A 23,875-nucleotide genomic window follows, 5' to 3' on the forward strand; every position below is an offset into this window, starting at 1 on the left:
CAGGGGGATTGCACGTTAAGTCATTTGCCGAACAGGACTTTCGCGAGGTATGTCTCATCCCAGGCAGCATTGAGTCTTTTGTTTTTGATCCCCACCTTGGCTGTGGATTCGTTTTTCAGAAGACTCAACGCCGTGCGGCGAAGGATGCTGAAGTTCATATCTGCGTGGCCTTTGCGGATCCTCGATTGATCTTCCTGGAAAGTGACGTCCAGTTGCCAATGCAAATTGTTCTCGACACCCCAATGGCTCCGCACAGCTTCGGCGAAACGACGGCCGGAGACATAACGGCTTAAAATGTAATAGCGGATGCCGATGCACATTTTGCCGTCGCGGAGAGTGTTGTTGATCGCGATCCCGATCGCCTTCAGGTTCTTCCAGCGATGTGCGTCCGGAAGATCCTCCGGCGCACGACAGATCAGATACTGTCGCAAATCTTCGCGGCCGCCGGTGTTTTCTTTCGTTTCAAATCGTCGCACCGGACAGCGTGCAAAGTCATCTTCCAAATGGTCGGCGAAGAACGCGACAAGACCTGCGTGTAGCGTGGGCTGATTGCCTTTCGCGGCAAGACAATAGTCCGCCTCTGCGTCGACAATCTTCGACGCGATTTCCGTTTGGCAACCCATGGCGTCAATCGTCACTAAAGCACCGGAAACCTCGATCAATTCCAGCAGTTTGGGAATCGCCGTAATCTCATTACTCTTCGCATCGACGACGACTTGCCCGAGACTGATATGATTGGCTGTGGCCCATGCACTGACCATGTGGATGGCCGACTTGCCACTGGCTTTGTCATAGCTGCGACGGAGTGTCTTACCATCGATCGCGATGATTTGTCCGTCACTGATTTTCTGCAGAGAAGTGATCCAATTCAGTAAGCACTTTTCAAATTCTGCAGGACGAATCAGAGCGAGGATGGCGTTGAAACGATCGTGCGACGGAATCCCTGCGGACAGATCGAGATACTTCGCAAACCAATCTCGTTTCGTTCTGCCAAACTTCGCAATCGCGACAAAATCATCCGCGCCACTGATCACAGCACAGACTGCAATGAACAGAATATTTTGAAGCGGATAGACCGGCTCACCGCGCCTTGGATCCGTAACATCAGAGAAATGATCGACAAAACTGGTGGACAAAGGCATGGCAGGAATCCTTTCGCGGCTCAAACATTTCAGCACACATAGCAGCGTGAAACATCACACTGACACTGAAGGTTGCCATCTATACCATCTTATCCAATGTCGCGCAATCCGCCTATGTGCGACGGGCGTCCGGATTCCGGAGTGAACTCGACCGTCACACCGACCAGCGGTTTGCCATCCATCGTGATGACACCTTCGACATCACCCACCTCAGGCATGTCCTCCGGGCCGTCGCTGCACCCCGATACGATGACAAAGCCGACACCGGCAAGCAAAATTGCAAGAGTCTTTGACATGTTGTGCTTCTTCTATCTGCGCGTTTCAACAATTAGAACGCGATGGTTGAGTACATGAAAGAAAACGAACTTCCAAGCCAACGGCCAAACTCGGCATGCGTTAGCTGTTAAGAATCGGATCTAAAATTCGCCGATGACTTCTCCACCGTTGACCGTACCCAACGCTGCGTAAACTCGCAGATCCATGTTTTCGCTGCCGAATCGCACCGATCCGTCACCCATCAGGAAATGCACGCCGCCAACATGAGGACTGCTCATGGAAAGCGTGTTGTTGCCAAACATGATGTAGGCCAGATTGTCGGCCGCGCGATCCATGCGTGTCAGACTGTCGAAGGTACTGCTGGCCATCTTGTTTCCGACTGACCGATCACCAATCCAGATCGAGCCGCGGTAGATGCCCATCGTTGATCGTTCGGCGACAATCACGGTATTGCTCATTCCGTCCGTAAAGTCACGAAATCGTGCGGCCGGTCGAATCTTGTCCTGATCCATCGCACCACCAAGGTCCCGTGAATCATCGTGGTTGGATGCGCCAGCAATCCCAACGTAGTTTGACTTCCCGTAGCTGATGTAGTTTCCCGAGCCTGCTGTTTCTTCGGGGCCCTGTTGGTTTGGGTCGTCGTTCACGCCACTACCCGGATCGGATGGGCACACGAATCCAGACAAAACTGTTCGTGCGGCAACGTCGCGAATGTAGGTCGTTCCGGTCGATGGCGAGACCGCGACGTCCCAAATTTCCGTCATTCCGCCATGTTCACTGATGCTGTTGTAGAGGTTCGCCTGGTCAATATACGGCAGAATCATGGTTCCCCATCCAAGATGCGACGCGGCAAATCGTCCGGATGGCAGCGTGCGAACCGTGTCATGGTAATTGTGCAAAGCGAGGCCAATCTGTTTGAGATTGTTTTTGCACTGAGTTCGACGAGCGGCTTCGCGGGCTTGCTGGACAGCGGGAAGTAAAAGAGCGATGAGGATGGCAATGATCGCAATGACCACCAATAGTTCGATAAGAGTAAATCCGATACGAGTGCGTTGTTGACGTTTTTCCGGCGTACACATTGGAAGCTCCCTTTACCAGGTAGGTCGTTAAAATGAATGCGACTGCTTTCCATTCGGTTCGTTCGTTCCGAACACAGACGCCAGCAGCAAACGCCCGACAACGGATGTCATGCCGCTAAAAAAAGAACACAATATGAGCGCAATCGAAGAACAGACTGCGAGTTCTTCGATGATTGAGACGTGTGAAGAACTCGTCGATTATTTAAACAGTCAATGACTGGTTAGCGGAACCGATTCACTTTGTTGTCACAGGGTGACGCATGACAATTTCCAGTGCGGGACCGGATGCTTCAGGATGCTGACTGCTTGCAAAAGCGTGTACCAGGCCTTGTTCTTCGCGTTCGAGTGTCTGGCGAACTAAAACAAAGCTGACAACTTTGTCGGAATCGGATTTCAGGAATTCTGTCAGGGCTTCGCCGCCAAGAGTGAAGCTCGACGTCTGCACGCCACGTGAGACGTCAAATGTTCCGAGCAATCGGCACTGGTCAAGATCAGGAGCTTCTTTCCACTTCAGATCGTCGCTCTCCCACCATTCCGCCGATTCATCGGTCACGCCGTACACCGCAAAGATATTTGTTTCCGGCAAAAAAGCGGCGGAACCCAATCCTGTAGGGACAAGATTGAGCCGAATACGTGCGGATTCCATGTCGGCGAGTTCAACGTCTGAGAGATCAAACTGAATCAGCGAGCGACGGCTGTAACCACTCGACCTTCTTCCACTTTTTGCCATCAAGAAATGAGGGTGCAGATGCCCGCGTCGATAGTTGTGCTGAATGATCGAAGCCTCGTCGGAAGTCGTGACCCGCAGGACATTTAGCTGCTGCAACAGTTTTCGGGCTGGCTGCTTATGCAAAGCGGGCGTCAGCGATTCCGCCGTCACCACGGCGCTTTGTTCTTCCAGCAAACGAGCGGAGTGTCCTGTTCGGGGATGGTTGATTGCGACTTCGCCAGACAGAACTTCCAGTGATGTTTGTTGAGCTTCTTTATCCACTGAAACAGAGAACTCGGTCCCATAGTCGATCGCTCGACCATTCGGTATGTCCATCACAAAGCCGATCGCTGACTCTGGAACGTTCACAACAGCGGTCCCGTCGACCATCACGGCCTGCATCGGCGTTTGGATAATCAGATGAGCGGGCGCTTCAAGAAAGACCTGTGCACCGGACTTAAATCGTATTGAAGCAACTCCGGATTTCAGTTTTAGAAACCCGGCCGAAAGTTCTGAACCAGGTGCGGTCGGAAGTGAACTTTCCCAAGTGGCATGTTCGCTCGAAACGAGAGTTGCAATGATTTTGGGATTCGACCATCGCCAGATGCCGACTAGTCCAATCAACAGCACTAATGCCGCGGTCAAAGGAAACAATCGCCGCGTCAGCGTCTTGACGCGACTGGCTCGCAGGACCTTCAATTCTCCTTCAACAAGCGAATCACCTGCCATGTGCAGCAAAGCGTGCTGTCGTTTGAGGTCGAGGTACAGGCGACGTGCTCGTGGGTCGTCCAGAAGTTGAGTTTCCAACTCAGCAATTTCTGCGTCGGTGATCGCACCTTCCAACTGCCGCTCAATCAATTCTGCCAGGCGGAGGTCATCTTTATTCATTGCGTCGAACCTCCCTGCATGCAGTTCCGCAGGGTTAATCGAATTCGACTGAGCACCCGATACGTCGCTTCGACTGTCCGATCGACTTTCGCCGCCACATCTTCAACACCGGAGTCCTTAAAATATCGCCGAATCAGCATCTGGCGATGGTCCGCCTGCAACCGCTCAATGCATTGCCTGAGTTTTTGAATCTGTTCGTCGTGAGTGCCAACGGTCGCTTCAAATTCTTCCGCCAAACGTTCGTAGCAATTTTCACTGAACCAAAGCCGTTTCGATTCAATCGCTTTTTGTTTTCTATAGGTCAGCACTCGGTTCAAGGCGACTTTTCGCGATCACGCGGCAAAGTCAGTCCCCGACTCAAACGAACCAAAAGAACGCCACAACGCGACTTTGGTTTCCTGCAGTATGTCCTGCGAATCCGCCATGGACGGCACAAGACTCATCACATATCGAGTCAACGACTGGTCATGCTGGGCAAGCAATTCCACGAAGTCATCGGCCTTCGCACAATCAGTATTCGTGGAGTCCTGGTTCATGCTCTCTAAGTGCCACACAGGTAAAGATTGGACAGTTGAATTTCGGAGAATATGAAAATTGTGCGAAATTCGTACTCTGCCCCGCACTCAGGCGCGTCGAGCGTGCCCATGTCGCCCGCGCGGTGTAAGTGGGCTGTGCGGTCGCTCAGAACAGGGAAATCTTCGTTTTCCAGAATACCAACGCGAATAAAGTGCCTGCAAGTTCCACACCACACGTGGTTCACACAGGATTGCGACCGCCCACATGTGCTCTCCAGCCGCAAATTTTGGAAGCTGTAGGGGCTCACTTAGCTTGGGGTGGGGACAAATCGGTTGAAGACTGCTGGCCTCAATACGTGATTCACCGCTTCTTCGGGCTTCCGCATTGCTTTCAAAACTGCTTGGGGGCTGCGGCGAAGTGCAGTGTGCATTCAACGATGCCACCCCTCACGTCCCGGCCGTGTGAGACGAGTCGAATAGATCCCGGCATCGGTTGAACGTAGCGACGCGCGTCCTACGGCCATTCGGCACGAGCCGCGCGGAAACTGAGCGGTCACGGCAATGCTGTTGACATGCATTCTTAATTCGGCGGTTGGAACTACAGTCCGATTAGCTCCCACCGATGCCTGGACAGCCATCGCCAAGAACGACAGGAACGGTCTCATCTAGCTTTGTAAATCTTCGGCCTCTTGCTGTTCGATTTCTTCGATCTGCTTCAATAGGTCTTCCGCTTGAGCAGACATCGCCGCGAAGCCTTTGATGTCACCGCCACGCTGAAGATCCCGCGCCTGTTCGAGGCGAAGAGCATACTCCTTTTGCAACCGCTGAAGGGGCGATTTCCGAAACAGCTTGAACATACGGGTCTCCATTGTGGGATGTGCACTTCAAAGTAAGCCCCCCTGAAAGTCACGACGGCTGTCGAAGGGCGGAAGTTGCGCGTGGTGGCCGGGTTATAGACGCGAACGACATTCTGTCCGGTCGCGCACAGCAAATGCTACGGTGGCCGGGGCCAATAGAGTTCGTGAAGAGAAAGTTCACGATCCACACGTGTCGCAACAGCACCTGCCGCCTCGCATCGGCACGGTCGGCTGAAGCAATCTGGCTGCACTGTGTTTGACACTGCCTCCTCGGTTGCCGCCATGTTTGCACTTTGCCCTGGGCAGGAATCGAAACTCGCTGCAGCCAAATATCGGCCCCTGGTTTTAAGTTTGGGGCTGTCTACAAACTGGCGCGAAAAATCAAATCATCTGGCAATGAAGGGAAGACGAACATGAAGCAGCGATCAATGGCTAAACTGGGGTACATCCTGGCGGCCGGAGCATCACTGGTGGTATCAGTGTCACTCTGGTTCACCGGCAGTAAGGAGCAAGGAGTTTTTGTGGGGCTATGGGTGCCATCAATTCTGTCACTGGGCGCTCTGATGCTGACTGGAGGTCGAGATGAGTGACATCGGAATCTTCATCTTCGGGATGTTCATTTTCGGAGTAGCGATTTGCTCCACACTCATCGTTGTGCTGGCTGGCAACGTAACTCCCGCTGAAAAAGTCAAGACGCCAGAGACAAAAACGGACGTCAGTGGCAACGCAGCCGTTGTGCCGGAAAATGTGTAACCGATCCGCCGGACCTGTACATGCGTGTGCTGACATATCACACGAGACCGCTGTATCCTTGTCCTGAAGCAGCCTCTCCCGCGCAGCGGGCAATGTGACCTATGTCTCCAAACGCCACCAGCGAAGCTGATCACTAATCGTTCAGTGAACAGACGATACGGGCGTGAACTGTGTAGCCCTATCAGCACCCATTGTCGACTACAGGACTGACATCGTGGATCCGGAAAGCCGCCGCGTCGCACGCAAAAGTTCGTCGCCTGCAGACGCCCCCTAAGCTGATGTTCAAGCCGGGGTCAGTCTGCAGCAAAGAATGGGCGAAGAATTTGCGGACCTCAGTGCATCCCGCATTTGGCGGAAGGAAGAAAGTGCGGCAACGACTCCAATTAACGGCGACTCACGAAAATAGCCGGCACCGCTTCAATACCCTTGAACAGTTCCAACCAAATTCGTCGCCCTAACATCGTGTTCCGAACACGCCATTCGACAATCAACTTGGTTAATAATTCGCAGTCGATAGTGCGGTAGCGATCGCACCGACGATGGCGATCAGTAGTGTGAGGCCAAACAAGGACATCAGCGGCCAGAAGCTCCAGTGGCGTGGACCGCGGTCGTGAGTAATCATGTCCTTTGTTATGTGGCCAAGCGTTTCGCGCTGGTCAGCCTCACCTGTCAACAACTGCACATCGAAAGTATTGCTCCGTTCGTCAGTGCGGCAAATCCCGAAGAGTTCTTCCCAATCGCCGTCCTTCTTTTTCGCATGCACGTGAAATTCGAACACCTGCACCCAACCGGGACGTTCGATGGCTTTTAGTTCGAGCTTTAGAAAATTGGCAGAGCGTCCGAAGTAGCCGATTTTGCTGAGATGGTCGCGAAGATCCTTCTCGGTACACTTGTTGGAAAGAATCGGCGCGGTGGGGGCTCCTATTTGCTTGTTTACTTCTGATTGATTCTTCAGCTGTCGTATAATTTCGACCTCCTGATACCGCAATATTTTGGGCCGGTTCACACTGGATTCGCACCACGGGCAGACCTTCGTTTCATCTGCGGAAATCGACAGAACGCGTTCGCCACACTTGTAACAAGTGGCGTCGGGATCAAAGTCAATCTCGGTCAGTGAGGCGGGGCCTGGTGGACGCGTCATGTGAATTCCGTCGCCATTTTTCCAGACATGGAGTTTCATGATCGACAAAGCTATGCCTCCCTGATGATCGCTTCCGCGGCCAGTCTTCCGGATTCCATAGCTCCGTTGATGGATCCATTACTCCGGTAGTCACCGCAGATGTAAACGTTGTCTCGCAGCTTTGCCGGTTGCACAAGCGGCTCAAAGGCGGGTGAGGTCTGATTGGGCAGGGCATATGGAATGTTGTAGGTGCGCAGGTGTTTCCACGAATCCACAACACTACCAAACCAACTGCGCAGGTCGTCGGCGACAGCCTTGTGCAACGTAGAATCGGTGGTTGCAGCGTTGAGTACCGTCGCGGATATTATGGAACTGCCATCTGGTGCGTACGCTGAGGAAACCTGACTGGGCACACAGAGGTTATTAACGAGTCCGGATCCGGTCCCGTTCAAAAGCAACATGCGATCTTTCACAGGCGGTTTTGGAGCAGAAAAGTAAACGCAGTTAACGGACCGTGGCTTCCTTGTGGACGCAAGTTCCGGTATCAACTTCGCAGCAGCGGGCTGGTCGGTCGCCACGACAACACTGTTGCAGGAAATCACTTCACCGGATTGCAAAGTCACCTGATCACTTTTGATCTCTGTGACGGCCTGGTTCAATCGAATGGCACCGTTGGGAAGCTGCCTGGCGAGCTGTTGAGGAATTTGGCCCATGCCCAGCGCTGGCAACGCGGTGTCTCCGGCACTGAACATACGAAACACGAAGTACAGCATGCGGCAGGATGTCTGAAGCTCCCGGTCAAGAAACACGCCGCCAAGAAAAGGACGCAGAAACGATTCCACCATGCTCGTAGAGAATCCCAGCCGTTGAAGCTCGGCTTCGGTGGTCCGATCGGGACGTTTAAAGAGGCCTGCCATCGTGCCTCGACCGGCCTCCCACCTCAGGCGACCGATCCGCAACTTGTCGGCGAATCCTCCGATCGGAGCGAAGGCCGTGGTGAGCGCTTGACTCGGGCGCCGCCACGGATCCGCCATGCAATGAAGTCCGGTAGTCGTCCGAATCAGTGATCCGGGTTCGAACGCCTTCAAATTCAGTGCGTCGTAGTCAAGCTGCTTCGCCGCTTCCGGGTAGGCTGTCAACAGCACCTGAAAGCCCCGATCCAGCAGAAAGCCGTCAACCTCGTCAGTGCGCACTCGACCTCCCACGCCGTCGGCTGCTTCAAGCAGAACGAACTCAACACCGCGGGCGTGAAGTTCCCTGGCACAGGTGAGGCCAGCCAGCCCCGCTCCGATAATGACTACTGGATCTGGCATAGTTCTTCCGTTCTAAAGCTCGTCAGTCTGTTGGCAGCATCGCCCAGAGTTCCGGACGACCGACGTTGCAATGGACAGCACGAGCCAGCGGCCCGCCAAACGCCCAACTCAAGAACAAGGCCGTGCGAGCCACGTTCCAAGGCCCGACCGTCGGTGCCTCACCACTGGACAGGGCCTGACTCCGGCGTTCCGGGCAGGGGATCGGCTGGAAGATCGATTCCGCTGTTGCCGACCGATTCGGATCCTGCTCGGTTATTCCGTCGAGATCGAAAATCGCCTTTTGCAATTCGCCCGGATTGTGATTTGTGGCCAGTTGATGATCCAAAGCGAACACACCGCGTCGGTTAAACATCGGCAACACTAACAGGCCAGCAAATGAAAACACCGAGAACCAGAGAAACGCGGATATCAAGTCTGCAACAGATTGCACGCCCCCTCCGCAAGCGATGATGGCAGCAGCGAAGGTACTAACGTTCCACACCATCGCGCAGATGATACCCCGCAGCCGTAGCCCCGTCGTCACTGCAACTCGACGTCGAGTCACCAATAGTTCGATGTCGGAATCTCGCAAATTTCCCTTCCATCCTGCCGGAATGAGAATGCGTTCAAATCCCGGAAGCCCCGCGACACCTCCCACGAAACGTTGGTCGACATGCTGCACGAACGCCCCCATGCCAATTTCTTTGCCGCTTCGATTCGAACTTGTGAAACGCCAGATCAGTTCCTGCCCAGCCAGCAGTATGACCTGCAGTGTCGCGAACGCAGCAATCAGCCAAGGCGTTCCGAACTCTCTGCCAATCTGCAGGTAGAAGAAGAAACTCACGGAATACAGCAGGGTCTGAAAAGCCACGGACCGTGACCAGCTTCGCAACCATGCCGAAGAATTCGGGGGCCTGGATTCGCAGGCGGCAGGAATCACTATTCCGCCAAGTAAGTCGAAGGTGATCAGCAGACCGGCGATGGCAACGAAGAACAGAAAAAAGCTGCCAAGCTCATTTGCGACAGTTGATGGGCTGGCGGGGAAGAAGCTTTGAGCGGCGTCAGTGTACAGCGCCGTCGAGGCCAGTGTGACGAGCGTTCCGACACATGCGATGCCAATCAGAAGTCGTGCTTTTCCGGGCTGCATGTTCACGCTCCATTGCGTCATCGTTTAGTCAATTTTTTGTGCGTGCCCTGTTCCGCCATAAATGCCCGCCAGTCGACAATTGGCTGGAGCAACGACGCAACAAGTCACGCGAGTCATGCTTCGTTTTAGACGAGCGCCGATCAGCGGCGACCTTAAAGCTCTCCAGATCAGTGATCTGAGAAATTGAATTCTCACCGAGCAGGTCTACAAACAGACTCAACAAACTTGCAGGTGCAGATATGAAACGGACAGAAAACAGCTCAGCCCCGACCGTCTCCTACCTAATTGAACACTCTCACGGAACTTGTGAGCTGTGGATCAAGCGGCGAGAGGATTCGGACAAAAGCGTTTACGAGCCGCTGAAGTTGGTTCGTGTTTCAGGACAGGGCACCGTATTGCTGCGGACCGAAATGATTGAAGAAGCGATTCGTCTCGAAGAGTGGATGGCAGACCATTTTGAAGTCTTCGAAGAAGGCAAGACTGCGTACGAGTAGCAGCAGTCAGGAATCGAAAGCGAATTCCGCTGAAACGTTTACGGTACTCAAAGCTCACCCAGTCAAAAAAAATGACAGACAATCCAAACACATTTATAGTGCTCGGAGGCACCGGAGCCGTCGGTAGTGCACTGACGCGAAAGCTAAGCTCAACCGGAGCGAACGTCGTGGTCGGCGTTCGGGACACGGTGAAAGCGGAAGGTATCACCCACGAAACGTCTTGCGATGTGCACTGGGTTGAGGCGGACAATCCGGAATCCATCGAGCAATGTGTGAAAGTCACGGCTGAAAAGTATGGCGGCATCACAGGCGTCGCGAATTGCATTGGCTCCGTCCTGCTGAAACCGGCCCACCTCACCAGTGACGCGGAGTGGCACCACACGATCACAACAAACCTCACGTCATCGTTCTCGCTTGTCCGAGCGGCCGCAAAGGCGATGCGACAATCCGGGGGCTCAATCGTTCTCTGTTCGTCAGCTGCCGCGCAGATTGGCTTGGCAAATCACGAAGCGATCGCGGCGGCCAAAGCGGGTATCATCGGGCTCACACTTGCAGCCGCCGCGACGTATGCGAATCGCGGTGTTCGCGTTAATGCGGTCGCTCCAGGTTTGGTGAAGTCTGAGATGACTCGAAAGCTATGGGAGACAGAAGAAGCGGCCGCCGTTTCGGCCCAGATGCACGCCGTCGGGCGGCTGGGAGACCCCGAGGATGTCGCTAACGCCATCGCATGGCTGCTCGATCCAGCGAACAGCTGGGTGACCGGTCAAACGCTTGGAGTCGACGGCGGGCTCGGATCCGTGCTGACTCGGAACAGGATGTAGCCCGTTTCAAATACCGGTGTGCGAAGACGGACGCGGCAGCTCGACATTGCTAACTTCCGCGTTCATGATCGCTCAATAAACAGTCGGACACCTGTCAGAACGGCCGATAGCGGTAGTCTCGGCTGTACTCGTGCTCAGCGCTGTGGGGATCTACAACGTTGCAAGTTACGTTCAGCAACCCGTTCAGCTCGCGCAGAACAAGCTGTCGAGAATTACAGGCGGACGAAATGCGGGAAATCGAATTAGCCGCTGCAATAATACATCAGGGTTTGTTCGCTTTCGGATGAAGCGCCGTCGCGGCAACCCAGCGGGAAGCGTGTAAGGAATTCCGTGTTTGCGACGTCAATCTTTTGCGGTTTAACTCGGGCAACGGTTGCACGATGCGAATGAACGTCAGCTGAATTCTCAGGAGCAACGAAGGCGTATAGTCATGAAGAGGTCATTTCGACTTGGAACAGCGGCGGGTATCCCACTCTTTCTCCATTGGACGTTTCTACTAATTCCGGCATATGTGCTGATTAGTGGAACTCTCATGGGGCGGCCCCCGTTTGGAATGCTGGCTGACCTGACTTTGGTGACGGTGATATTCGCCTGCGTCGTGCTGCATGAACTCGGACACGCCTTGGCAGCTCGCCGATTCGGCGTGCAAACGAAAGACATCATTCTGATGCCCATCGGCGGCGTTGCTCGTCTTGAACGAATGCCTAAACGACCTCAGGAAGAATTGGTCGTGGCTTTGGCTGGACCGGCCGTCAACGTGGCAATCGCCGCGGTGCTGCTACTGATTACCGTACCGTTTATCGGGATAAGTGGACTACAAGACCCAACGTCACTAGCCACCAACCTGGTCGGAAAAACGATCGCCGTGAACGTGGCAATGATCGTCTTCAACATGCTGCCCGCGTTTCCCATGGACGGCGGTCGAGTACTGCGGGCGTTGCTTTCAATTCGTATCGGGCACCTGAAAGCAACCAAAATTGCGGCTGGTGTCGGCCAGTCTATGGCCGTCCTGTTTGGGCTGGGTGGTTTGTTGGTCTTCAATAATCCGATGCTGATGTTTATCGCCGGTTTCGTGTACCTTGGAGCCGCGCAGGAAGCCAAAGCGGCGGAGGTCGAATCTTCGTTTGAAGGTGTCCGGGTGCGAGACGTCATGATGACGAGGTTCGACGCCATTCCAGCACAGGCCTCCACAGAATGGGCATTGCAGTATGCAATTGCCGCGAATTTGCGGGAGCTGCCAGTCGTTTCCAGCGGAAACTTCCTCGGAATGCTGAAAATCGAAGACCTGGCCCACGCCGTTGCCAATGGACCTACGGACGCAAACGTCGGACAGCTCGCCCGCACTCATGTGCGTCCCGTGCAGGAAGACGTCTCTCTGTTTTCGGCGATCGAACAGCTTCAGGTATCAGAATTGAACACACTGCCTGTGGTGAACGAGTTCGGTCATCTGGAAGGGCTGATCACAGGCGATTCCATTCGAGCAGCCCAGCGATTCGGGCCACTACTGCGATCCCGCGCATCGTCCCCACTTCGAGAACCACCAGACGAACTACGCCAGCACCTTGTACGGATGCAAGTTGGATGAGAGTGAACCCAAGCTGGGCCGGATGCTTAACGTCCACGACACAGGCGAAAAAATCCGAATTCCCGTTTCAGATTATGGCGACCATCCGGCAGCAATGGGCTCGCGTCGCGTGTGTCAGGAATCCTGCTTCATACCGCCCATGCCTCCGGCGAACCTGACATCGTTTCACGCCCAATTCGAAAACCTCGGAGGGATGAAACGGATGCAGGAAAGTGGTTTCGCGGCGGCTGATCTTAGCGTCATGTCCCAGCAGGAACGCTTTATGCAGAAACGCTTTCGGCATCTCATATTCTCTTCGCCACTGCTGCGAGTTCCAGATTCCGTCGCGGCGTGAATCTCTGCCCCGCAAACGGCCGCCCCGAATGTCTGGCCGACGCTATCAAGTGGGCCTCCGCTCCGAGTTCCTTCTTAGTGGTGAGGTGATTGTCGTGGGCTGCGGTTCGACTCGCGGCATGGAATATGCTTAGATATCCTGCAGCGTGCGTAAACAGATTCCAACTCGTGTAATCGCAGGAAAATGGAAGATAGACAACTACCGCGGTCGCTCAGCGACCGCGCTGAGGGTGCTGACGAACGGTGCTTTGTGATCGGCGTGGGCGCCTCCGCTGGCGGGTTGGAGGCACTGGAATCGTTTTTCGAACACATGCCGACTGATAGCGGACTGGCATTCGTCGTCGTGCAGCATCTGTCCCCTGACTTCAAGAGTCACATGGACGAACTGTTGAGACGGAAGACTCAGATCCCGGTTCATCTTGTCGAGGATGGAATCGAAGTTCGCCCCGATTCCATTTACCTGCTGCCAGCACGAATGGAGATGATTATCTCGGATGGCAAGCTACGTTTAACCGAACGCAAACCGGACCGCAGTTTTTCTCACCCTATTGATCAGTTCTTCCGATCACTAGCCGTTGACTGCGGGAAGCGGGGCGTGGCGATTGTACTTTCTGGTACCGGCAGTGATGGAGCCAAAGGCATTCGCGAAGTCTACGAAGCGGGTGGACTCACGATTAGCCAGGACGAAGCGTCGGCGAAGTTTGACGGCATGCCGATGAGTGCTCAGGCGACTGGTGTCGTCGATTTGGTTTTGCCGCCTGAGTCGATGGCTGAAGCGTTGATGCAATACACGCGCGACGGTGTCGCAAGAGAAGATCTGGCAAAGTCTGAACTGTCGCTGGTTGGAATCGACAGTATCTTTCAGCAGCTGAACAAGGAATTCGGTGTCGATTTTTCCCAGTACAAAGAGACGACCGTTGGCAGAAGATTGCAGCGGCGGCTGGACCGACTGTCTCTGGAGACACTGGACGACTACGGCACGTATCTGCATGAACATCCGAACGAACTGGCCGAGCTTTATCGTGACCTGCTGATTTGTGTCACCAATTTCTTCCGCGACAGTGATGCATTTCGCGTGCTCGCGGTGGAAACGATTCCGACGATCTTCGCGAACACGCGTGAAGGTGAAACGGTGCGCGTGTGGGTGGCAGCCTGTTCGACAGGAGAAGAGGCGTATACCGTCGCAATTCTGCTCGACGAAGAACGGCGTCGGTGTGGCAAAGACGTCGACTTCAAGGTATTCGCAACCGACCTTCATCCGTCATCCATCCAGCACGCCGCACGCGGTAGCTACACTGCTGAGTCACTTGCGCCGATGAGCTTCGAGCGTCGAACGCAGTACTTTCGTCGCGACGGTGCTCAGTTTCAGGTGACGCCCGAAATCCGTCGCAGGATCGTATTCGCACCGCACAACATACTCAGCGATGCGCCGTTCACGCAAATGGATCTTGTGACGTGCCGGAACATGTTGATCTATCTCCAGCCGGCTGCTCAGGCACGAGCCCTGTCGCTGTTGCACTTTTCCCTGAAGCCTGGTGGAACGTTGTTTCTGGGCCCGAGCGAATCACCGGGAGAAATCAGCGACGAATTTCATGTGGTCAATCAGCAATGGCGACTGTTTACCAAACGCCGCGATCTGCGAATTCCATTGGGGACGTCAGTGCCGCTTGCTCGACGCAGTACACCTGGCGCGCCGATCGTGCCGACGCCCAACTTTGGGAGCATGCGAGTCGACAACAACATGATTCAGCTCTACGACGAACTGCTGGACCAGAAAATGGGCAGCAGCATCCTTGTGGATCGTCGTGGACAGATTCTGCACGTGTTCGGTGATGCCGCCAGGTTTCTCAGGTTTTCTTCAGGCCGTCCCACGGCTCACGTTCTGGAAGCAGTGGAAGGAAAGCTGAAGGCGTCACTGTCTGCAGCTCTGCACCACGCAACTCGCAAGCACGGTGCAGTGCAGTACCAGGCCGTCCCATTTCCGACCAGTGAAGATGTCGAGCACTTACAGATTACCGTCGAACCAATTGGCGATCCCGTCACGGGCAGCGGCAACCTTCTCATCTCCATCGTTGCTGTCGACGCGACCGACCCCGACAAGTTGTTAGCCGCGAAAAGCGAGCTGACCGACGAATTGGTCAGCGACATGACGACGGAACGGATGAACCATCTGGAAACGGAACTTCAGCAGTCTCAGGAGAATCTTCAAGCCACCATTGAGGAGATGGAAACCTCCAACGAAGAACTGCAGGCTTCCAATGAGGAACTTGTTGCGTCTAACGAAGAGCTGCAGAGCACGAATGAGGAACTGCACTCCGTTAACGAAGAGCTGCACACCGTCAACGCCGAACACCAGCGTCGCGTTGAGGAACTGGCCGAAGCCAACGCCGACATGGACAACCTGCTGGCCACGACTCACGTCGGCGTGGTGTTTCTCGATCACGATTTCACAATCCGTCGCTTCACGCCTCAAATTGCGAAACTGCTGGAACTGGATGATCACGACATTGGGCGCCCGATTGGCGAATTTAAACGCCGGCTTGGCCACCCTTCGCTAATGAATGACCTGCAAAAGGTTCTGCAAACACAGGAATTGCTGGAAGTGAAGGTCGAGGTCTCTCCCGATCAGTTTTATCTGCTGCGTATCGTGCCGTATCGCAACGCTGGTGGTATTCACGGCGTCGTTCTGACAATGATCGACATTTCGTCGCTGCGAACTGCTGAAGCTCAGCTTGAACGATTTAAGTTCATGACCGAAGCGGCATCGGATCTGATCTTTCTTACGGATCACGCCGGTCGTTTTCAGTACGTGAACCCGTCCATGGCTGATCGGGTGGGCTACACAATCGACATTCTGCTCAGCAAGCATTTGACTGAAATTGATAGCGAGCTCACCGACGAAGACTACCAGCGGTTGTTCGACTCCGCCCTGGATGGACCGGTCAAACCGTTCGATGCCGACTGGGTGCGGCGAGATCAAACGACGGTTCCGGTCGAAGTGAGTCTGTCCAGTGTGCAGATTGAGGGCGATCGTTTCCTGTGTGGCAGCGTGCGCGACGTGACCGAACGTCGTAAGACTGAGTTGGAAATGAGATTGCAGCTTCTGGCCATCGAAGCCACTCACAACGGGATTATCATCACGGATCCGAATCAGGAAAGTAACCCGATCACGTACGCCAACCCGGGTTTTCTGCGGCTAACTGGATACAGCCGCGAAGAAGTGATCGGACACAACTGCCGCTTTTTGCAGGGGCCTGAGACAGATCCTGAAGCGACCAATAAGCTGCGGGAAGCCATTAACGCTGCTCTGCCATGTCGCGTTGCGATACGGAACTATCGCAAAGACGGCACACCGTTTTGGAATGACCTGCAGATCACACCGGTCTTCGATCGAAAGCAGCGGCTGGTTAACTTTGTGGGAGTCCAGAACGACATCACGGAGCGGATGGACGCACAGGAAGCATTGGAACGTGCGAATCAGGAAGCCAAGGCGGCCAGCGATGCGAAGAGTTCATTCCTTGCCAACATGAGTCACGAGTTACGAACTCCGATGACAGCCGTGCTTGGCTTCGCCGACATGCTGGCCGAAGAACTGGTTGAAGATGATCAGCTTGAAAAAGTGACCACCATCAAGCGCAACGGCAAATATTTGCTAGCGCTGCTGAACGACATTCTGGACTTGTCGAAGATCGAAGCCAACCAGATGGACATTCAGCAGCAGACAGTGGACACACGCAAACTACTGGGCGACGTGCGAACGTTGATGGATGTCCGAGCAACTCAGGAAGGCATTCCGTTAACGTTCACCTGGTCAGACGACACGCCGCTCGAAGTGACGGCCGACGAAACGCGAATGCGGCAAGTACTGGTCAACCTGATCGGCAACGCACTGAAGTTTACCGATCATGGAAGCGTGCGAGTGGAGATAGGCCGCAACTCAAAAAGCGACCCGCAGGAACTTGTCGTCGCCGTTCAGGATACCGGCATCGGAATTCACGACAGTCACCTGGCCGAACTTTTCACCCCCTTTAGTGCGACGGGAATTGCTCGCCGACGGCGTTTCGGAGGCACCGGACTCGGCCTAAGCATCAGCAAACGTCTGGCGGAAGGTATGGGGGGAACGATCTCCGTCGAAAGCGAACTGGGAGTCGGCAGTTGCTTCACCTTTCGTCTACCACTGACGCCACAGCAAGCGGCCAACAACCAGGCCGGATCGCCGGCGCCGGCAGAGCCTGCTCCAACTGAAGAGCAGACTCGACCGGCATTTCCCAGGCTGGAAGCTCGCATCCTGCTGGCCGATGATCGTCGCGACATCTGGCGTATTGGCCGCTACTTCCTGGAAAAATGCGGAGCCGAAGCCGTGGTCGTCGAAGACGGTTTACAGGCGGTCGAAGCAGTGCAACGCGCAGAGAAAGACGCTCGTCCTTTCGACCTGATTCTGATGGACATGCAGATGCCTGTTATGACGGGGCAGGAAGCAATTGCCGAAATTCGCGATTTGGGCGTGAAGGTTCCAATCATCGCGCTGACGGCTGACACAATGGAAGGCGAGCGAGAAGCCTGTCTGTCGATGGGCTGCGACGACTATTTTCCCAAACCCATCGATGGCCCGAAACTGATGCATCTAATCGCCTGGCACTTGCAGCAAAAACGCCGCAGCTAACCCGTCGTACCCCAAAGCTGCCAGCGTCCGAATCCCGACCTGCTCGCAGCGCGACGTGAGGTACGGTGACCTCTTGCAAAACAGTCGCAGCCCCCGCGACGGATAGGCGAGAGCCTCGTGTTCGCAGTCGGCTGGTATTTCCTGCACCACCTCGGTCTGTGAACGACCAGGCATCACTGCGAAACGTCTCATCGGTTCACGGGCCAGGCACAGGTTTAGCCTCTTCGGCCCCGTGGTGCAGGATGTTTCGCGGCTTGAGTATCGCGGCCGATTCCCAGCGGCGGAAGTTTACCCCGTCGGCACGAAAGTTGCCTTCTGCAGGTCTGCGAGACGGATGTTGTGTTGACATCTCTATCTCACACGAATCATGTCGTAGACGAGAGACAAGGACGATGGCAGACGAACCCAAACGAGTGGAAAGAGATTTGAACGAGGACCCGATCACCGGTGAACATGGTGCTCATCCTATTGGCGCTGGACTCGGGGCGGCGGCTGGTGGCGCAGCGGCAGGAGCCGCCGGCGGAGCAGTCGCTGGCCCTGCCGGAGCCGTTGTCGGCGCGATCGTTGGCGGAATCGCAGGCGGTCTCGGTGGCTCAGCTCTGGAAGAACAGATCGACCCGACAGTCGAGTACGCTCACTGGGAAGGCGAGTACAAAAATCGGCCGTATTACGATCCCGATACTGAATACGGGACGTACGCTCCTGCCTATCAGCATGGCTGGGAAGGGCGAACTCGATACGGCGACCGTAGCTTCAGCGACGCGGAAGAGGATCTGAAGCGAGAATGGGAAGAAACGATTCACGGATCCACGCTCGACTGGGAAACCGCGCGTCCGGCAACTCGCGACGCCTGGGAACGCATCGACAACATTAAGCGCGGGTGATCTCCAGATGACATTTTGTGTTGGTATTAGAGTCGAAGAAGGAGTGGTCGCTCTCGCGGACACCCAAATCGTGCTTGGAAGTGAACGGATCAGCAAGCAAAAGCTCGCCGCGCTCGACTACGCTGATGATTCGCTGTTTGCGATGACCAGTGGGCTACGATCGGTTCGCGATAAGTCACTGACTTACCTGGGTGAGCAACTTCAGGATCAGAGCGAACCTATCGATCGAATGTACAAGATCGTCAACATGTTTGGCGATCAGCTGCGACGCGTCCGCGAAGAAGATGGTGCGGCTCTGGCCGAAGCCGGACTGCGATTCAACACGAACGCAATTATCGGAGGCGGTCTGCACGCTGACCCTTCACCGCAATTGTTTTACGTGTATCCGCAAGGCAACTGGATCGAATGCGCGCCCGATTCACCATACTTCATTATCGGCCGAACAACGTATTGAAAACCGATTCTGGATCGTCTGCTACGTTTCGATACGCCACTGCAATCCGCAGTTGGTTTGGCTCTTGTGGCGTTCGACGCGACCCGCGCGAGTGTCACAGATGTCGATTGCCCAATTGATGTCGCCGTCATCGCCAACGGGCATCGCAAAGCGAAGTTTCACCGATTCACACAGGAAGAAATCACTGGTGTGACCGAATGGTGGTCGCGGACGCTGTCGGATGCGCTGCTGAAGATGCCCATGGACTGGGCGAGCGTACTGTTCTGAACGAGTTAGCCACTGCAGCATTGGCCTCGCGGAACAGTTGCGAGTCCACCAAGTCAAATTATTAGGCGGGCACCGTTTCAAATTCCATCAACCAAAAATTTGCAACTCCATTTTCAACATTTCGAATAAGGCACAATCCTCCATGACTCAGATCGAAGTTAGCTGTCAACTTAACTACGACGTTCGCACCCCTACCGTTTTCTTATTTCAGGTCACCGCCGCTGAAACTGAACATCAAAGCATCATCGATGAAAAGTTTTCGATAACGCCCGACGTGCAGGTTGAGCGGTGTCAGGTGGGTTTTGAAGGAAACCAGCTGCAACGTGTATTCGCTCAACCGGGCCAGCTACAGGTCAATTACCAGGCCACGGCCAATCTCAAACCGGAAATCGATCAACCAGCGGGACTTCAGGAATGGGACGCTCAGCATATGCCGGCAGATGTCCTGCCCTATCTGAATCCAAGCCGCTATTGCGAAAGCGACGTACTGTCGCGGTTCGCTTTTGAAGAATTCGGCAGCCTTCAACGAGGCTACTCCCGGGTCGTCGCGATTTGCGAATGGGTCAACGGCCACCTTGATTACACGCCGGGCAGCACCACATCAACAACGACGGCCGCAGACGTTTTGGTGCAGCGGGTTGGCGTTTGTCGAGACTACGCACACTTGGCAATTTCACTGTGTCGCGCGGTTGGAATTCCGGCGAGGTATGTGGCCGGTTACGCGGTTGACCTCCAACCGCCCGATTTCCATGGCTTCATTGAAGCGTTTCTGGACGGGCAATGGTACTTGTTCGATCCCACGAAATTGGCCCCTGTGAGTGGATTGGTCAGAATCGGCGTTGGGCGTGACGCCGCCGATGTCTCGTTCGCAACAATCACCGGTCAAGCCACGCTTACTCAGCAGACCGTTCAGGCCAGCGGCCAGCAAGCTGCAAACCGCGCATCAGCGGTGTCCACGGCGTGACGGTGCGAGCTGCTGACTGAGTTCGAGGTGTTATGTAAAGCGACAGCTCGATGGTCACTCGGCTGCCAGGCTGGAACGAGAGCAACCACTCTTACCTCGCCACAATCTGCCGACGGAATCCACCGGGCTGCCGCCGTGACGTAAGTGCCCAAATTCGCGGCACTTGCGTCAACGGATTCGCCTTTGGCACACCTGCTGCATTATCCGATCGCACCGACTGCGGCGCCGACCGGCCGAATACAACGGCAAGGCGTATCAAACGATTGGTCAGGTCGGCTGGCAGCATGGCTCATTCACATTTCGGGCATGATAGAAAAGATCACCATGAGTACTTCACTACTCACATTCGCCATCACTGACGCTGGCCTGGCCCGTCGACGCAACGAGGACTGCTTTTTGGTGGCAAGTGCTGAGTCTGACGCGACGATCGTGGCCAGTCGCACCGCGGCCGCGACGGCCAGCATCGAAGGTGGGGACCAGCAGTTGCTTGCCGTTGCCGATGGAATGGGCTGGCATGCGGCCGGCAATTTAGCGTCAGCGATCGCCATCAACACGCTCCGCGCAAGCCTTAACCGGCTGCACGTCGCGGCATCAGAGAAGGGCCGTTCGGCCCGAGACCGGATGCTGTTAGACGGTCTGCGTCAAACTGTTCGGCAGGCCAATCGTCGAATCTTCCACGAAAGTTCTGAGCATCCGGAGTTGTCCGGTATGGGGACGACTCTGACGGCAGCATTGGTGCATGACCGAAACGTTTGGATCGCCCACGTTGGCGATAGCCGATGTTACGTCGTCCGAAATTCGGAACTGATTCAACTAACGACCGATCACAACCTCGCCACACTTCTAAAACAAATCGACCCGGACTCCGTTGATTCCGGGTCCGGAGCGAACGTCTTGTGGAACTGTTTAGGTGGAACCGATATCCGCGACTTGGAAATCGAGGTCAAGCAATGCGTTCTGCAACCGTCGGACTACCTTTTGCTGTGTACCGACGGGTTAGTGAAACACGTGGACGATGAAGAAATCTCGAGCGTTATTTCGTCCGCAGCTACGCCTGAGCAGGCCTGCCGACGACTCGTTGAGATGGCCAAACAACGTGGCGGACGAGACAACATCACAATCGTTCTGGGGCAGCACCAGGACTGTGGGCAGCTTGAACCGGTTGGCTCTGCAAGTGCAAGCGACCACACAAACACGGACCTCGCAGATACATGGATTGAGCACACGATCGGGCCATTGGGCACAGCGTGACGCGGAGCGACGTTCTCAATCGCATTCATTTTCACCAACGGATATTCAATACCAGAAGCTAAAGACGAATCGACATGACCACATTCTTTCACGCCCCTGTTTCACAGGCTCCCAGCCCCTGGTTTTCCGGAGCGGAAAGACCACGCTCCAGCCAACGGCTTGGAACTGAATCCAGTGGATCAGGCGTGCATTCCGACGTCGCGATGGGACGCAACACGGTCTGGATGCTGAGAATAGCGGCGCTGGCGGCAATGGTGGTCAGTGCGTATCTCGGCTGGGTCACAGCGACGTCTGGTTCTGTCGCTGGTTGCGGAAGCAATGGAGTGTTCGACTGCAGCCACGTGATGACAAGCCGTTGGTCAAAGGTGCTCGGTTTACCCGTCAGCGTGCCGTCACTATTGCTGTACACACTCGTCCTCACGCTGTTGAGTGTCCCACGACATGTATCAAAGCGAGTCGATGGTCTGCGATGGCCCGCCATCACATTCGCCGCGTTTTCGGCTGGGCTTGCTGCGGTGTGGTTTATCGGACTGCAGTTGTTTTCGGTGGAACACCTTTGCCCTTACTGCCTGGCTGTTCACACTTGCGGCTTGCTACTGGCTGCAGTGATGGTAGTGAAGCGACCGGCTGGCCAGAAAATGACATATATTTCGGCTGCGGCTGGCATGGTCGCAGTGGGCGCCCTCGTGACGACGCAACTGCTGACGCCACCGCCGGAAAAATTCGAAATCATCGAGTACAACAGCCCTGCAGTCATCCCTCCTAGTAGTTCAGACGCTGACGCAATTCAACAGCAAACGCCGGAACTGTTCGAAGCGCCAATCAGCCAGACACAAGAAACAGAATCAGTCACTGATCTGCAGTTGGCAGTGCTAAGCCTGATCAGCCCGGCACAGTACCTTACGAGTCAGGTGACCGTTCCCGGCGAACAAAAATCAGCGTCCCCCGAGAAGCCCAAAGCTTCTAACAAGACAGAACTACGAACGGCCACGATCCTGAACGACGTTCAGCTGGACATCTCCAAATGGCCGCTGATCGGTAGCCCCGACGCTGAATTCGTGTTTGTAGAAATGCTGGACTACACGTGTCCTCACTGTCGACAAACACACGCGACGGTGCACGCAGCATTGAAACAATACAATAAGCGAATTGGCGTAATCGTGCTGCCAGTCCCACTGAACACCGCCTGCAACCCTCACGTCCAGACGACGGCGGCGATCCATAATGACGCATGCAAGCTGGCCCACCTGGCGATTGCCGTGTGGCACCTGCAGCCAGGCAAATTTGACGCCTTTCATCATTGGCTCATGACGACTCCCGTCAACTATCCGGCGGCATTCGCCAAAGCATCGACATTGGTCGGTCAGGACGAACTGAAAAAAGAACTCAACACCGACATCCCCGCAGCATATATTGCGAAGAACATGAAGCTCTACGAGCGTGCCCGGAAAGGAGTCATTCCCAAACTGTTATTTCCCTCATCATCCATCGTAGGAGCAGTCACGACTCCAGAAAGACTGATCGAAATCATTAAGCAACAGTTCCCAATGTGAGCAAACCTGACTTGCCGTCGGTCGTTTAAGAGACACCGACCGACGGTGTTTACTGCGGTCACGAATTCTTCTGCCGAGTCAATCGCCGTGACCGACTCCCTCACTCGTCTCGAAGTCGTACACACAGACTTCGGCCGGTGATCAGCAGAGGCAGTCGACTCCGCCCGTCGAGACATATTCCGCCGGCAACCTGTCCATTGTGTCTGAAGATTGACGTCACCTCGCAGCACACGGGTCACGCTGTAAGACTGTCGCCACGAATGGACTGCATCGTCTAAAAAAACAGCAGATCACCATCGGCATCGACGCTGTAGACCGGACCGATGCTTTTTTTGTGATGCAGGCGAGCGACCACAAGTGCTTCACGCCCAAACCGCTCACTTCCAGGAGTCGTTAGGCCCATGCGTTTGGGCAGAAGTTTCTAAGCAAAGCGGCGTTCCAGTGCCGGCTGTTCGGCCTGTTAAACGACACCCATCCCACCGCGACCGATTTCCCGGTGCATGCGGAACTCGCCGACCGTCGCGTGTTCGAATCTTCGATCAGCCGACGAAGTTGCGTCGCCACCTCAAGAGGCCTGTACGAAATCTTCGGCATGCGCTTCGCCCGAGCCGGAACGCGTCACACGTTAAGCTACTGCACGCACATCGGCCCTGAACAGCAGTCGCTTGCCATGACAATTCGCTCCCTCGCCGACGTATTCTGCGATATCGTCTTCGATTGCCCGTCCGAACCATATCGGATGTCGCTATTCGACGATTCACTGTGACGGCATCTGATGCCTAAATCGAATCTGGTGAATCCATCCGACAAGTTGCGTCTGTCCCTGAC

At 55.0% G+C, this 23,875-nt stretch carries 24 protein-coding genes; 13 read left to right on the forward strand and 11 right to left on the reverse strand.

What is annotated here, in order from left to right; all coding sequences use genetic code 11:
• Positions 1-20 precede the first annotated feature (20 nt).
• The 7 genes from Fuma_RS07140 to Fuma_RS07165 all read right to left on the reverse strand — a co-directional run bounded on the left by Fuma_RS07140 (position 21) and on the right by Fuma_RS07165 (position 5,466).
• Positions 21-1,142: an ISAs1 family transposase gene (locus Fuma_RS07140; RefSeq protein ID WP_077022466.1), complete on the reverse strand. Its 1,122-nt coding sequence runs from the start codon at positions 1,140-1,142 to the stop codon at positions 21-23.
• An 89-nt stretch (positions 1,143-1,231) separates the two neighbouring features.
• A complete protein-coding gene (locus tag Fuma_RS07145; protein WP_077023520.1) occupies positions 1,232-1,438 on the reverse strand; it encodes a hypothetical protein in 207 nt (68 codons plus the stop codon).
• Positions 1,439-1,558: 120 nt separating this feature from the next.
• Entirely contained in the window at positions 1,559-2,497 is a 939-nt protein-coding gene (locus Fuma_RS07150; protein WP_077023521.1) for a DUF1559 domain-containing protein, read from the reverse strand.
• A gap of 235 nt (positions 2,498-2,732) precedes the next feature.
• The gene (locus tag Fuma_RS07155) at positions 2,733-4,094 is read right to left on the reverse strand and encodes a FecR family protein (protein ID WP_077023522.1); all 1,362 of its coding nucleotides are present in this window, start codon (positions 4,092-4,094) and stop codon (positions 2,733-2,735) included.
• Positions 4,091-4,411, reverse strand: coding sequence for a hypothetical protein (locus tag Fuma_RS34110; protein ID WP_083731869.1), 321 nt, complete (start codon positions 4,409-4,411; stop codon positions 4,091-4,093). Before Fuma_RS34110 ends, Fuma_RS07155 begins: the two co-directional genes overlap by 4 nt.
• Before the next feature lie 15 nt (positions 4,412-4,426).
• On the reverse strand, positions 4,427-4,630 hold the full coding sequence (locus Fuma_RS34115; RefSeq protein ID WP_083731870.1) for a sigma factor: 204 nt from the start codon (positions 4,628-4,630) through the stop codon (positions 4,427-4,429).
• Positions 4,631-5,274: 644 nt separating this feature from the next.
• A complete protein-coding gene (locus Fuma_RS07165) occupies positions 5,275-5,466 on the reverse strand; it encodes a DUF6435 family protein (protein WP_077023523.1) in 192 nt (63 codons plus the stop codon).
• A gap of 413 nt (positions 5,467-5,879) precedes the next feature.
• Here Fuma_RS07165 and Fuma_RS35155 point away from each other — a divergent pair, with 413 nt between their 5' ends.
• Both Fuma_RS35155 and Fuma_RS35160 read left to right on the forward strand, forming a co-directional pair.
• Entirely contained in the window at positions 5,880-6,056 is a 177-nt protein-coding gene (locus Fuma_RS35155; protein WP_158520887.1) for a hypothetical protein, read from the forward strand.
• Positions 6,049-6,219: a hypothetical protein gene (locus tag Fuma_RS35160; RefSeq protein WP_158520889.1), complete on the forward strand. Its 171-nt coding sequence runs from the start codon at positions 6,049-6,051 to the stop codon at positions 6,217-6,219. Before Fuma_RS35155 ends, Fuma_RS35160 begins: the two co-directional genes overlap by 8 nt.
• A gap of 496 nt (positions 6,220-6,715) precedes the next feature.
• Here Fuma_RS35160 and Fuma_RS07170 read toward each other — a convergent pair whose 3' ends face one another.
• The 3 genes from Fuma_RS07170 to Fuma_RS07180 are packed head-to-tail and all read right to left on the reverse strand — an operon-like array spanning position 6,716 to position 9,799.
• The gene (locus Fuma_RS07170) at positions 6,716-7,408 is read right to left on the reverse strand and encodes a hypothetical protein (protein WP_077023524.1); all 693 of its coding nucleotides are present in this window, start codon (positions 7,406-7,408) and stop codon (positions 6,716-6,718) included.
• 2 nt (positions 7,409-7,410) lie between these two features.
• On the reverse strand, positions 7,411-8,652 hold the full coding sequence (locus Fuma_RS07175) for an NAD(P)/FAD-dependent oxidoreductase (protein ID WP_077023525.1): 1,242 nt from the start codon (positions 8,650-8,652) through the stop codon (positions 7,411-7,413).
• A 22-nt stretch (positions 8,653-8,674) separates the two neighbouring features.
• A complete protein-coding gene (locus Fuma_RS07180) occupies positions 8,675-9,799 on the reverse strand; it encodes a hypothetical protein (protein WP_077023526.1) in 1,125 nt (374 codons plus the stop codon).
• Between the two features lie 218 nt (positions 9,800-10,017).
• Between Fuma_RS07180 and Fuma_RS07185 the strand changes: the two genes are divergently transcribed.
• From Fuma_RS07185 to Fuma_RS07230, 11 genes are all read left to right on the forward strand, one after another.
• Positions 10,018-10,272 (forward strand): hypothetical protein, encoded by a 255-nt coding sequence (locus tag Fuma_RS07185; RefSeq protein WP_077023527.1) that lies wholly within the window; start codon positions 10,018-10,020, stop codon positions 10,270-10,272.
• Positions 10,273-10,343: 71 nt separating this feature from the next.
• A complete protein-coding gene (locus tag Fuma_RS07190) occupies positions 10,344-11,093 on the forward strand; it encodes an SDR family NAD(P)-dependent oxidoreductase (protein ID WP_077023528.1) in 750 nt (249 codons plus the stop codon).
• Between the two features lie 430 nt (positions 11,094-11,523).
• A complete protein-coding gene (locus Fuma_RS07195; RefSeq protein ID WP_077023529.1) occupies positions 11,524-12,678 on the forward strand; it encodes a site-2 protease family protein in 1,155 nt (384 codons plus the stop codon).
• Positions 12,656-13,012, forward strand: a complete 357-nt coding sequence (locus tag Fuma_RS07200) for a hypothetical protein (protein WP_145944026.1) — start codon at positions 12,656-12,658, stop codon at positions 13,010-13,012. Before Fuma_RS07195 ends, Fuma_RS07200 begins: the two co-directional genes overlap by 23 nt.
• Before the next feature lie 183 nt (positions 13,013-13,195).
• A complete protein-coding gene (locus tag Fuma_RS07205; protein ID WP_077023531.1) occupies positions 13,196-17,674 on the forward strand; it encodes a chemotaxis protein CheB in 4,479 nt (1,492 codons plus the stop codon).
• Positions 17,675-18,066: 392 nt separating this feature from the next.
• Positions 18,067-18,558, forward strand: coding sequence for a hypothetical protein (locus Fuma_RS07210; RefSeq protein WP_077023532.1), 492 nt, complete (start codon positions 18,067-18,069; stop codon positions 18,556-18,558).
• A gap of 7 nt (positions 18,559-18,565) precedes the next feature.
• On the forward strand, positions 18,566-19,012 hold the full coding sequence (locus Fuma_RS35880; RefSeq protein WP_218922402.1) for an Ntn hydrolase family protein: 447 nt from the start codon (positions 18,566-18,568) through the stop codon (positions 19,010-19,012).
• Positions 19,013-19,078: 66 nt separating this feature from the next.
• Positions 19,079-19,279 carry a hypothetical protein gene (locus tag Fuma_RS35885; RefSeq protein ID WP_218922403.1) on the forward strand — a complete coding sequence of 67 codons (201 nt, stop codon included), beginning with the start codon at positions 19,079-19,081 and terminating at the stop codon, positions 19,277-19,279.
• Positions 19,280-19,421: 142 nt separating this feature from the next.
• Positions 19,422-20,243 (forward strand): transglutaminase-like domain-containing protein, encoded by an 822-nt coding sequence (locus Fuma_RS07220; RefSeq protein ID WP_077023533.1) that lies wholly within the window; start codon positions 19,422-19,424, stop codon positions 20,241-20,243.
• 324 nt (positions 20,244-20,567) lie between these two features.
• Positions 20,568-21,494: a PP2C family protein-serine/threonine phosphatase gene (locus Fuma_RS07225; RefSeq protein ID WP_158520891.1), complete on the forward strand. Its 927-nt coding sequence runs from the start codon at positions 20,568-20,570 to the stop codon at positions 21,492-21,494.
• 74 nt (positions 21,495-21,568) lie between these two features.
• Positions 21,569-23,047, forward strand: coding sequence for a vitamin K epoxide reductase family protein (locus tag Fuma_RS07230; protein WP_083731871.1), 1,479 nt, complete (start codon positions 21,569-21,571; stop codon positions 23,045-23,047).
• A 274-nt stretch (positions 23,048-23,321) separates the two neighbouring features.
• On the opposite strand, the gene Fuma_RS36410 is transcribed toward Fuma_RS07230, so the two are convergent.
• On the reverse strand, positions 23,322-23,450 hold the full coding sequence (locus Fuma_RS36410) for a hypothetical protein (protein ID WP_257787789.1): 129 nt from the start codon (positions 23,448-23,450) through the stop codon (positions 23,322-23,324).
• Positions 23,451-23,875: the final 425 nt, after the last annotated feature.

This window comes from Fuerstiella marisgermanici, from assembly GCF_001983935.1.
Classification (GTDB): domain Bacteria; phylum Planctomycetota; class Planctomycetia; order Planctomycetales; family Planctomycetaceae; genus Fuerstiella; species Fuerstiella marisgermanici.